Origin of the sequence: Ruminococcus turbiniformis (assembly GCF_020687545.1) — a bacterium.
Lineage (GTDB): Bacteria > Bacillota > Clostridia > Lachnospirales > Lachnospiraceae > Mediterraneibacter > Mediterraneibacter turbiniformis.
In genome coordinates, this window is record NZ_JAJEQX010000060.1 from 1 (window position 1) to 10,843 (window position 10,843).

At 47.3% G+C, this 10,843-nt stretch carries 13 protein-coding genes; 5 read left to right on the plus strand and 8 right to left on the minus strand.

Annotated elements, in window-relative coordinates; translation table 11 throughout:
• Positions 1–139 precede the first annotated feature (139 nt).
• From LKD70_RS18900 to ltrA, 3 genes are all read left to right on the plus strand, one after another.
• A complete protein-coding gene (locus LKD70_RS18900) occupies positions 140–610 on the plus strand; it encodes a hypothetical protein (RefSeq protein WP_407691000.1) in 471 nt (156 codons plus the stop codon).
• Positions 610–1,041 carry a hypothetical protein gene (locus LKD70_RS18905; RefSeq protein WP_407691001.1) on the plus strand — a complete coding sequence of 144 codons (432 nt, stop codon included), beginning with the start codon at positions 610–612 and terminating at the stop codon, positions 1,039–1,041. Before LKD70_RS18900 ends, LKD70_RS18905 begins: the two co-directional genes overlap by 1 nt.
• A 292-nt stretch (positions 1,042–1,333) precedes the next feature.
• Positions 1,334–2,617, plus strand: coding sequence for a group II intron reverse transcriptase/maturase (gene ltrA, locus LKD70_RS17830; RefSeq protein WP_227709216.1), 1,284 nt, complete (start codon positions 1,334–1,336; stop codon positions 2,615–2,617).
• 89 nt (positions 2,618–2,706) lie between these two features.
• On the opposite strand, the gene LKD70_RS17835 is transcribed toward ltrA, so the two are convergent.
• From LKD70_RS17835 to LKD70_RS17870, 8 genes are all read right to left on the minus strand, one after another.
• Positions 2,707–2,940, minus strand: a complete 234-nt coding sequence (locus LKD70_RS17835) for a hypothetical protein (protein ID WP_227709217.1) — start codon at positions 2,938–2,940, stop codon at positions 2,707–2,709.
• A gap of 11 nt (positions 2,941–2,951) precedes the next feature.
• Positions 2,952–4,154, minus strand: a complete 1,203-nt coding sequence (locus LKD70_RS17840; RefSeq protein ID WP_227709218.1) for an ABC transporter substrate-binding protein — start codon at positions 4,152–4,154, stop codon at positions 2,952–2,954.
• 33 nt (positions 4,155–4,187) lie between these two features.
• Positions 4,188–5,081, minus strand: a complete 894-nt coding sequence (locus LKD70_RS17845) for an amidohydrolase family protein (RefSeq protein ID WP_227709219.1) — start codon at positions 5,079–5,081, stop codon at positions 4,188–4,190.
• A 3-nt stretch (positions 5,082–5,084) separates the two neighbouring features.
• Entirely contained in the window at positions 5,085–5,954 is an 870-nt protein-coding gene (locus tag LKD70_RS17850; RefSeq protein ID WP_227709220.1) for an ABC transporter permease, read from the minus strand.
• A 6-nt stretch (positions 5,955–5,960) separates the two neighbouring features.
• Complete coding sequence (locus LKD70_RS17855) at positions 5,961–6,725, minus strand: ABC transporter ATP-binding protein (protein WP_227709221.1); 765 nt, start codon at positions 6,723–6,725, stop codon at positions 5,961–5,963.
• A gap of 27 nt (positions 6,726–6,752) precedes the next feature.
• Entirely contained in the window at positions 6,753–7,085 is a 333-nt protein-coding gene (locus tag LKD70_RS17860) for a TIGR04076 family protein (protein WP_227709222.1), read from the minus strand.
• A 15-nt stretch (positions 7,086–7,100) separates the two neighbouring features.
• Positions 7,101–8,513, minus strand: a complete 1,413-nt coding sequence (locus LKD70_RS17865; RefSeq protein WP_227709223.1) for a hypothetical protein — start codon at positions 8,511–8,513, stop codon at positions 7,101–7,103.
• Between the two features lie 152 nt (positions 8,514–8,665).
• The gene (locus LKD70_RS17870) at positions 8,666–9,721 is read right to left on the minus strand and encodes a LacI family DNA-binding transcriptional regulator (protein WP_227709224.1); all 1,056 of its coding nucleotides are present in this window, start codon (positions 9,719–9,721) and stop codon (positions 8,666–8,668) included.
• A 338-nt stretch (positions 9,722–10,059) separates the two neighbouring features.
• On the opposite strand from LKD70_RS17870, the gene LKD70_RS17875 reads away from it, so the two are divergent.
• Positions 10,060–10,584 (plus strand): GNAT family N-acetyltransferase, encoded by a 525-nt coding sequence (locus LKD70_RS17875; protein ID WP_320442614.1) that lies wholly within the window; start codon positions 10,060–10,062, stop codon positions 10,582–10,584.
• A partial coding sequence (locus LKD70_RS17880; protein WP_265104939.1) for a GrpB family protein occupies positions 10,574–10,843 on the plus strand: 270 nt, incomplete at its 3' end. The genes LKD70_RS17875 and LKD70_RS17880, both read left to right, overlap by 11 nt.

Sequence of the window (10,843 nt, forward strand, 5' to 3'; positions counted from 1 at the left end):
ATCGGTTGTCTTTGGATAAACACGGAAGTAAGAATCGGTGATCTCGTCTCCGTGATCAGTGATCTAAATCTCCGTGACAAGTGATCAATTTATCCGTGAACAATGCTCTACTTACGCGTAATATACAGAGCTTGGTGCGGTGTACGCGGCGGAGATGGGGATCAGCCTGTTCCTGGATATTGACCGGTACACTCTGGAAGACGCGGAAGTGGAACTGTCCTATCATCTGCGGCTGGCGGACGGGACTTACGAAGCTGTCCCTATGGGGATCTTTGAAGTGAGCGAGGCCAACCGGACGGTGCATGTGCTGGAACTGAAGGCTTATGACCGGATGCTCCGCTTTGACCGGGCTTTCAATGGTTTTGAGACCATCGGCACGGCTTACGGGATGATGGCGCTGTGCAGTACCGCCTGCGGGGTGGAACTGGCACAGACCCAGGCGGAGATCGAGGCGCTTCCCAACGGTTCGGAACTGCTCTCCATTTACCCGGAGAATGACATTGAGACCTATCGGGATGTGCTGTATTTTACGGCACAGGTGCTGGGCGGATTCTTCTGCATCAACCGGGAAGGTAGCTGGAGTTTCGGCAGTATGGGGAGACCCCTGTGATGGAGATCCTGCAGAAGCACCGGCTTTCCAGCAGTTTCTCTGATTTTGTGACCCGGTACATGGCGGTCAGTTCTACCAACCTGCGGACACAGACCTCCGAGTATTACGCCTTGGAAACAGATGACGGGCTGACTATGAACCTGGGAGTCAATCCCCTCCTGCAGTTCGGACTGGAAGAGACCAGGGCGGAGCTGTGCGGGAATATTTTGACAGCTCTGTCCGCGGTCAATTACGTGCCCTTTGATTCGGATACCATCGGGAACCCGGCGCTGGACCTGGGGGATGTGCTGACCTTCTCCGGCGGGCAGGCGGACGCTCAGCAGATCACCTGCGTGACATCTTTTACGGTCAAGATTGGCGGCAGGCAGAGCCTGAAATGTGTGGGGAAGAATCCCAGGCTTTCCCAGGCGAAGTCCAAAAGGCAACCTTAACCCGTGTGCGTAGATCAGGCAGGTAGACGAGGAAAGACTGGCAGGCTTATCCCGTGAGGTCTCACAGGCGGTGAAACTTACCGTAGTAACAACGAACTGTGAGAAGTCAGCAGAAGCCATAGTAGGCAAAGTCCTGAAATGGGCGTTGCTGAAGGGCTGAACAATGTAACCGTGTAATCAAATGTATGCTCCATGGAATACCTGACAGCAGGAAGGGCAAAACGTAAATGAGCAGGTACTGCACAACTTAGGGAGAATCCATGGAAACGGAAAGGAGAAAGCACACAAGGCAATGTCAGAACTGTTGGAAAAGATACTATCCAAAGACAACATGAACACCGCATACAAAAGAGTCTGTGCCAACAAGGGTGCAGGAGGAGTGGATGAGATAACAGTTGAAGAACTTGGCGATTATATCAAAGAGAACTGGGATGGTATCAGGAATCAAATCAGGAACAGGAAGTACAAACCCCAGCCGGTCAGGAGGGTGGAAATACCGAAACCAAACGGCGGAGTAAGAAAACTGGGAATCCCGACCGTAATGGACAGGGTAATCCAACAGGGCATCGTACAGGTGATAAGCCCCATGTGTGAGCCTTTATTTTCAGAGTGGAGTTATGGTTTCAGACCAAACAGAAGCTGTGAAATGGCAGTCAGACAGCTGCTCGTATATTTAAACGAGGGATACGAATGGATTGTGGATATCGACTTGGAGAAGTTCTTCGATAACGTACCACAGGACAAACTGATGAGTCTTGTACACGATATCATCAATGATGGCGACACAGAGTCTCTAATCCGCAAGTATCTGAAAGCAGGAGTCATGACACCGCAGGGTTATGAGGAAACAAAACTCGGAACCCCGCAGGGCGGAAATCTGTCACCATTGCTGTCAAACATCATGTTGAATGAATTGGATAAGGAACTGGAAGCAAGAGGGCTGCGGTTCACAAGATATGCAGATGATTGTGTGATAGCGGTCAAAAGCGAATCGAGTGCAAAACGAGTGATGCGGACGGTAACAGACTGGATACAGAGGAAACTGGGGTTAAAGGTCAACATGACCAAAACTCACATCACAAGACCGCTAAAGCTGAAGTATCTTGGTTTTGGATTCCACAAGGACAGCAAGACAAAAAAATGGAAGTGCAGACCCCATCAGGACTCTGTGAAGAAATTCAAAGACAGACTGAAAGAACTGACCTGTAGGAAAATGCCAGGGACAGTCACGAGCAAGATCGAGAAAATCAATCAGGTAACAAGAGGATGGATTAACTACTATGCCCTTGGTTCCATGAAAACAGTAATGACAGAAATAGACGCACATTTAAGAACAAGACTCAGAGTTATCATCTGGAAACAGTGGAAGGTACCAGAAAAGCGACAATGGGGATTGCAGAAACTGGGAGTTGGAAAAGACCTTGCAAGACTGACAGCGTATTGTGGAGACCGCTATTATTGGGTAGCAACGAAGACATGCGTTGTCAGGGCAATCTCTAAAGATGTACTAACCAAAGCAGGACTTATAAGCTGTCTTGACTATTACAATGAGCGTCATGCTTTGAAGTTATGTTGAACCGCCGTATGCCGAACGGCACGTACGGTGGTGTGAGAGGGGAGAGAAAATCTCCCCTACTCGATCGGAAACTTTCTTCCGGGTTCCCGTCAGGTCTGTTTCGGAACCAGTTCAATTTTCAGTTCGCATCCCATTCCCTCTGCAAGGCGGTAAAGCGTATACAGGTCGGGAGTGTCCCCGTGATTCATCCGGTTAAAAATTGTCGAAAGATTCTGTCTTGTTTTGCCGAGCGTATTGCAGATATCCTGCTCCAGTATGCCCCTGCCGCGCATAAGCGCCCGCAGTTCCAGGTACAGCGCCCGGTTGTCTCCTGTGTAAACCATCAGTACCTCCTTTACGGCGCCTCAAATGTCTTGTAGGAATTAATTTTTTCTACCGCCGCCTCGTCACTGTTGATATCATTGAACATTTCTTCGGACTGTTTAAAGTAATAATCTGTATCCACGTCAGAAGTAATCGAACCTTCGTCCTGCAGAAGCTTTACATTATAATCAGCGCCGGTTTTCCAGTAATAGGTGCTGTCCTCCGGGTTGAAGAACCGGTTTGCCGCATCTTCCAGTGTTACATAGATATCCCATTGTGTCTGCATTTCAAACCAGTCGTCAACCGGATATTCAGACCCGGTCGCCTCAGTCAGATAAGCGGAAGCGATTTCAGCGCCAGCCTGCTGATTATTATTAAAGGCATTTACAGTTGCCAGCTGGCATTCATACACGGTCTTTGCAAGATCATAATTTTCATTGAGAAATTCATCTGTGCACACAAACGTGTCATACCAGACGCCCGACGGTCCGAGCAGATCACTGCCGCCGGCATTTACATAGCCGCCCATGTCCATTAAAGCCATCTGCTGCTGGTCGCCTCCGGTGTAATAGTCACCCTCGCCTGCCAGAAATGCCTCGCATGCCTTTGCGTCATCCGCAAATTCGATAAATGTTACATCATCAGCGGTAAGCCCCACCTGGGAAATCGCGTCAACGATGAGCGCTTTTCTCTGCGGGATTACACACCATGAGGAGCCTTTAAAATCATTGAGCCGCTCTTCTTTTGCAGCTTCAATATCGCCGTCATGCTCTTCCACCAGGCTGTCCCAAGAAGAAATTTCTGCCTCTCTGCCGACAAAGAAGAATCCGCGGAAATCTCCCAGAGGCGAGAAGTTTACAAGGTTTGTACATGTCTCCACACAGGCGATATGCTCATTTACGCAGGCACTTGTGATATCCACATCCCCTCTGACACAGGCCTGTGCGCCCTGCGCTGTCCCTGTAAAGGAAGTAAGTTCCAGATCCAGCCCGTAGTCCTCGGCAATACCCCATTCGTCTGCGAGCGCCCAGATGACATACATGGAATAAGGGGTGATTCCGATTTTTACTGTTGTAAGTTCATTTTCTTCTGAAGTATTCTCACTGTCCCCGCTGCTGCTTTCGCCGCTTCCGGCGCTGTCGCTTCCGGCGCTGTCGCTTCCGCATCCTGCACATAATGCCATCAACATAATAACTGCCAGCAATAACGAGATAAAACGAGTCATCTTTTTCATATATTTACTCCTTCCCGAAAGTATTTTCTTTCTTTACAAACCATACAATTTCTGCGCGCAGCCAAACATAATGCTGTCAATTTCCGAAGAAGTTAATTCCGGCCATCCGCATTTCCGGTTTATTTCATTTAAACCTTCTGTGACAAGACGGATCCACTTTTTCAGATCTTCAGTCGGATTCGGACCGAACACGTCATAGTTATAGGCCACATAGTCTGTCGCAAACATAACCCGGTCAAGTACTCCGTATTCTCTTGCAAGTACAAGCTGCCATGCTGTCCACACCGGCCGTCCGTATGTCATGGCCAGATCCGTATACAGATTTTTGTCATTGGTCATGAGTACAAACAAATACTCTGACCAGGGATAGCCAAGATGCTCTACAATGACTTTCATATCCGGAAAATCGATCAGCACATCGTTCAGCAGCTCCATTTTCGCATAAGGAGTGGGCGCAAGGATTGCGGGACCCATCTGTGCAGAGTGGTGATACTGGACGACAATGCCGTTCTCCTGCGCGAGCTGATAAAAGGGATATACGGTTTTGTCGTTGGACTTAAACTGCCCGTACGGCGGAGTCAGCAGCACCCCTCTTATGGAGTCCTCCTCAATGGCGCGCTTAAATTCATTGTAGTTTTCCTGATGAAAACGGTTTGCCTTGTCGATCGGTTCGAGGCTTGCAAACGGGATGAAAAAATCAGGATATCGACGGTAGGCTTCGCGCACATATTCTTCACCGAATGTACTGTTCCATATGCGGGACATATCCTGCCCCATGCAGACGCACCTGCTGATTCCGGCTTCTTTATACCATCCTACCAGCGTATCAAGATCTGTATCCTCCGGGACTTTCATTCCCAGACGATCATAGGTGGGTTTGTCAAAATTCTTTTTTCTTATTAAATGCATATGCGAATCAATGATCATATCCTATTCCTCCATTTTTGTTTTTTTCAGCGCTTTCAACGCTTCCCTTTCGGCCTGCTTTTCTTTCCTGCTCATCTTTCCCTCTACTGTCAGACCTTCGAATGACAGGCTGGACCGCTCGGTCCATGTTGTTGCCCGGCGCTCGATCACTCTGATAATCTGGTCCAGGCCAATGGCCAGAACGCTGTAGATCAGAACAATGGCCAGAACCTGCGGAGTATTCAGGTAATTCTGCTGAATGATCATCGTGTGTCCGAGCCCTGTCTGTACGCCCATAAACTCCGCGCATACATCCAGTCCCCAGGATGTGGCTGCCGCAACACGCACGGCGCCGATCAGATGGGGCACGATACACGGAATCACAACCGTCTTGAACACCTGCATTTTTGTTGCTCCCAGGTTGAAGGCCGCTCTGACATAGATCACCGGCATATTGCGGATCGCCTCATACGTCTGGACGCCGAGCACGGAGGACACACCAAGTGCGATCAGGAGCACCTGCGGCATGATTCCGATTCCGAACCAGAGCATAAATAACGGAATCAGAGCAAACACGGGAATGGGACGCGTGATTTCCATAAACGGCCCGATCACCTGCAGAAAAGACTTGCTGTATCCCATTACCAGTCCCATCAGAAGCCCGACGGCAGCTCCGATCGCAAAGCCGATCAGAGTGATTTTCAGACTGGCAAGAATGGATTCCGGCAGTGTGGGCGCAAGTTTGATATACGCGTCGACGATATCTGTCGGGCTTGGCAGAATAACGGCCTTTACTCCCATTCTGTATGTCAGCAGGCACCACACGGCAAAGATGAAGAGACAAATCAGGAGGACATAAAATCTTGTTTTTATATTTGATCGGTCTTTTGTCATATGTACTTACCCCCTGTTCCCGCACTTGTGAAATTTTTCTGTCAAATCTCTTCGCATAATCTGAAATTCCGGCTCCTGTTTCAAATAAATATCGCGGGGCCTTGCAAACGGGATGTCATAAAACGTCAGTTCCCCGCCGTCTGACAAACGATGCAGGAGTCCGACTCTGTCCCCGAGAAAAAGAGCTTCCTCGATGTCATGGGTGATAAAAAAGATCGTCCGTTTTGACTCATTCCATATCTGTACAAGCTTTTCCTGCAGACTCTCCTTCGTCATGGCATCCAGCGCGCCGAACGGTTCGTCCATAAGAAGAACATCCGGCTCATTCGCCAGAACCCGGGCCAGATCCACTCTTTTGCGCATTCCGCCGGATAGTTCTTTGGGCAGCGCGTTTTCATAGCCTTCCAGTCCGACAAGCCTGATATAATACCCGGCTTTTTCTTTCCTGATATCTTCAGGAACTCCTCTGACTTTCAATCCGTATTCGACATTTTTATATACCGTCATCCAGGGAAAGACAGCGTCGTCCTGGAAAACCATTGCACGTTTATAGTCAATTCCTTCGATGGGTTTCCCGTTGTTTAATATTACGCCTTCCGTCGGATGTTCAAAGCCCGCCACATTCCGCAGCAGTGTCGTTTTGCCGCAGCCGGACGGTCCGATCAGGCAGAAAAACTCGTTATCCTGGATTGTAAAATTTAAATTCTCAAATATTCTGGCAAGTCCCTTTTTGGAAGGATATCCAAAGCTTACGTTACTAAATTCAATCATGACCGGTGCATCCTCCTTCCGCAGATTTTATTTAAGATCTTTCTGATTGTCCCATTCCTCCTCAAGCCGTTCGATTTTGAAGACAACAGGCCTTAATCCGTCGTTGCAGCAATTCACTGCAATTCCCGGCTTATTTACCCAGTCTCTGTAAATCTGGTCACAGTCCATGGAAAGCGCGAACACATAATACTGGATCGCCTGCCAGGCATCTTCGCAGAAATTTTCCGGTTTGCAGTAGTCCGTAATAAAAGTATCGCCTACTTTATAAAAAGGACATTCTGTAAAACCGTCTACCGCGTATTCGTCGGCAAGTTCTTTGTTAAAACATTTTTTTACGACTGTAATTTTACACTTTTTCATCTACTGCCTCCTTTATTACTCAAGAGCCAACACAACAGATACATCCGCCATATAGGGGAAACATATGGCCGGTAAATCAGACAGCGGAAGAGCTTCCTGCGGGAGCTGTATATTGAGCACCTCCTTCACAAACGCCTTTCTTGCCATAATTCTTTCATAGCAGTGCGGCGCCAGCTCACGGATTGATTTCTGAAGCGCTTCATTTCCGATCGCCAAACTATCCTCAATATGACAAACAAGATATGGTGACTTAAAACTTACCGTGTAGTCACACTGCAGTACATGCCCGGAATGCAGTTTTGTTTTATTGCCTTTTTCAAACGGGGAATGTGTCCATTCATCCGTATGGATCAGATGTCCGGGGTTCAGAACAATATTAAATTTTTTGAAATCCAGATGGTTTTCCACCATTTCGTAAATAGCTCCGAAGCATGTGCCGATGCGAAGCATTTCATACCATGAGGCAATGCTTAAGAAATACGGTTTTGCCATTTCTTCAAGATAATGAGACTTTTCCTCCGGAAGATCTTCTGCATTCCGGATATACATACCGGCTTTGTGTACATTGGAACCGCGCATTCCGTACCCGACGCCGACGGGCATTCCGTACTTAAGTCGCGGTCCGTACTGCGGGCTGTTCAGTCCGAGAGAGACATGCTCGTCTCCGAAGTTTAAATTGGGATGTGTACACAGAGGCTCCCCGCCGAGCCGGAAAAGAGAAGACGCCTCGATTTCGCCCATTCCCTCTTTCAGGTTTTTGATTGTGCGGTACACATTGCGGGAAATATTGGTCCCCTGAACCTCAAACTGAATAATCTCTTTTGCCGACGCAAAATGGCGGAGTCCGTAATCACAGTCCATTAAAAGATCTGTAGCGTTAAAAACGGCGCCGCGGCCCGCAATAAGAACCAGTGTCTCGACAATATAGCTTGGAACGTCCGATACGCATCCTCTGAGGCTGTATAATTCCGGTTTATAGTATTTCCATCCGATCAGGCCGATTTTTTCTTCCGGATCCGTAAGATATGACCGGAAGATGTGTTCCAGAGACGGACTTTCCGCCGTGGACTGCCCCATTAACCCGAAGGGCTGATACAGTACTTTCTCAATCTCATAAGGGATTTTTTCCGCATATCCGATGCCTTCATTTCCGACGAGAATCCTTGGAGGCTCATTCCTTTTTAAAATCAGAAGAGCTTCTTCAAATCTCGGGTCATAGTCTGTAAAATAGCAGATGTTTGAAAAGTGCTCTCTGTCCCCGTAAATAATAATCGTCGTGTATTGCCGGGACTGCGGCATATCCCACAGTTTTCGGATTCTGCCGAGATAATCCTCTCCGGTTATTTCCGGAATTTCACTGTAATCGACAGGCAGCGGATTTTCACAAAGAGATAAATTTACTTTTTTTTCGATTACTTTTCTTTCCATTTTTTGTCTCCTGATGAAGTCGTGTAATAACTGATGCCGGCTGTTTACTGAAAGTTGCTGAATATGTATAAAACAGATCCGAATCGGATCTCCTCAAAAATGAAGCGCTTCATTTTTAGAGTCTTCTTTACCGCCCGATAAAATTTATCCGACTACTTTTCAGACGGTTTTTTTGCCCTTGCGATGGATTCTCCCTGAACCATCCGGTAAGGAATAATCGTCTGCATTTCAATGCATTTATTTTTCTGTATCTGCTCCAACAGCTGCAGCGCCGCCTGATGACCCATCTGGCCCAGTTCAAAATGTACGGTCTGAAGCTTCGGAGTGCAGGCGGCTGCCGCGATACTGTCATCAATTCCAATGACGGAAATATCTTCCGGCACCGACATATTCAAAGCCTGAACCGCCTTTATCGCCCCCACGGCCATATTGTCGTTGCCGCCGATAAACGCGGTGCATTCGCCGCCTTTTTCAAAATATTCTTTTACGCAGCGGTATCCGCTTTCGATACTGAAATCTCCATACAGCATATAAGAATCTTCGACAGCGAGTCCCTCCTCAAGGAGACCTTCCCTGTATCCGAGCGCTCTCTGCCGCATATCTTCCTGCCTGCTTCGGATGTTGATAAAACCGATTTTTTCATGTCCCAGTTCGGCCAGGATATGAACCAGCTCTTTTACCATTTTCCGGTTATCTATTCCGACGCCGTTTTCTCCGAAGGATGAGCCGACGCCTTCTATCAGCACATATGGAAAATTCCTCTGTTTCATTTCCGTGACAAGATCTGCCGGGATATCCCATACGGACAGAAGTGCGATGCCGTCGGCCTCTTTGCCTGCCATACAGTTTATGACACACTTTTTGAGCTGGTATGTTTCTTCTGCCGCAATAATCCGGATCTGCATGCTGTAGCCGTTTTCCACAAGCAGGTCATTTAAAGCCTGAATGATCGGCAGCTGATAGAGCCATGAGGAAGGGCTTATATTTTTTTCGGATATAATGCAAAGCAAAACGGTATTCGATTTCCCTTTTGCGAGTTTCTGAGCATATACGTTCGGAGTAAAATTCAGCGTTTTAATGGCTTCTTCAATCTTCTCCCGGTTGATCTCTTTGACAGAGCTGGAATTGTTTATATATTTTGAAACCGTTCCTGCCGAGACGCCTGCTCTTACCGCGACATCATTCAATGTGGCTTTTTTCTCACTCATCTTGTGCTCCTTCCCCTGCAGATTGTAATGGAAAATTATACCAATATTATATAACATTTGCCAGAAAACTGAAAGGGATGCCCACAATAATGAAGCGCTTCATTTTTATATGACTAATATAAAGTTTTTGGACTTATTTGTCAATAAGATGACTGATTTTCAACCATTTTTGGTAAATATATACATTTTCAGACTATTTATCGCAATGGGTATAATCGCAAATTTGTAGATTATTCCGGTGAATTTCATAACGAAAATTTTTGAAAACAAGACTGTAAAGTATCTTTTTTTCTGATAGAATAAAGAAAGCAGAATTTCAGAAAGAACAGGAGAAAAATATGCAGCAGCTACATTTGACAGAACACGGTACGGTGCCGGGAGAGAAGCCGGAACAGGAAGAAGACCTCTGTATGCTGCTTATTCGGGAATGCCCGGAACTGGCAGAACAGGCGGCGGAATGGTTTCATGGGAATTGGAATATCCCCGCGGCAGAATATATGGGAAGCATAAAGGAATGTCTGAAAAATGAAAAAGCAGTGCCTCAGTGGTATGTTGTGAAGGCGGGAAAACGAATTATCGGAGGAGCCGGCGTGATTGAAAATGATTTTCATGACAGAAAGGACCTTGCGCCGAACCTCTGTGCCCTTTATGTGGAAAAAGAGTTCCGCCGCAGGGGCGTTGCCGGACAGCTGCTTCGCTGTGTGTGCCGTGATATGAAAGAAAAGGGAGTTGATATGCTGTATCTTATAACGGAACATACGTCTTTTTATGAACGGTATGGATGGGAATTTCTCTGTATGGTTCACGGGGATGACGGGGAAGAGATGCGGATGTACAGAAAAGAGACAGAAAATGCCGTATAAGGTGCAGGAAGCCAAGCCAGGAAGAACGGGTACAGTGAGGAGGAGTACGCTATACGCGGGGGATGAACGGACTCATCAGATTCATATTTTTGAAGAAAAAAATGAGATGGATATCCGCAGACATCTGGCTGTGCGGGACTTCCTTCGAAGCCATCCGGATGAAGCGCAGGCATATGGAGAGTTGAAAGCGGATCTCGCGGAAAAGTATTCCCACGATATTGAGGGGTACTGTGATGGGAAGGATATGTTTGTGAAAACG

Excerpts from the sequence above, each read along its gene's own strand:
- LKD70_RS18905 (WP_407691001.1), top strand. The coding sequence starts at position 610 with ATGGAGATCCTGCAGAAGCACCGGCTTTCCAGCAGTTTCTCTGATTTT.
- ltrA (WP_227709216.1), top strand. The coding sequence starts at position 1,334 with ATGTCAGAACTGTTGGAAAAGATACTATCCAAAGACAACATGAACACC.
- LKD70_RS17835 (WP_227709217.1), bottom strand. The coding sequence starts at position 2,940 with ATGGTTTACACAGGAGACAACCGGGCGCTGTACCTGGAACTGCGGGCG.
- LKD70_RS17840 (WP_227709218.1), bottom strand. The coding sequence starts at position 4,154 with ATGAAAAAGATGACTCGTTTTATCTCGTTATTGCTGGCAGTTATTATG.
- LKD70_RS17845 (WP_227709219.1), bottom strand. The coding sequence starts at position 5,081 with ATGATCATTGATTCGCATATGCATTTAATAAGAAAAAAGAATTTTGAC.
- LKD70_RS17850 (WP_227709220.1), bottom strand. The coding sequence starts at position 5,954 with ATGACAAAAGACCGATCAAATATAAAAACAAGATTTTATGTCCTCCTG.
- LKD70_RS17855 (WP_227709221.1), bottom strand. The coding sequence starts at position 6,725 with ATGATTGAATTTAGTAACGTAAGCTTTGGATATCCTTCCAAAAAGGGA.
- LKD70_RS17860 (WP_227709222.1), bottom strand. The coding sequence starts at position 7,085 with ATGAAAAAGTGTAAAATTACAGTCGTAAAAAAATGTTTTAACAAAGAA.
- LKD70_RS17865 (WP_227709223.1), bottom strand. The coding sequence starts at position 8,513 with ATGGAAAGAAAAGTAATCGAAAAAAAAGTAAATTTATCTCTTTGTGAA.
- LKD70_RS17870 (WP_227709224.1), bottom strand. The coding sequence starts at position 9,721 with ATGAGTGAGAAAAAAGCCACATTGAATGATGTCGCGGTAAGAGCAGGC.
- LKD70_RS17875 (WP_320442614.1), top strand. The coding sequence starts at position 10,060 with ATGCAGCAGCTACATTTGACAGAACACGGTACGGTGCCGGGAGAGAAG.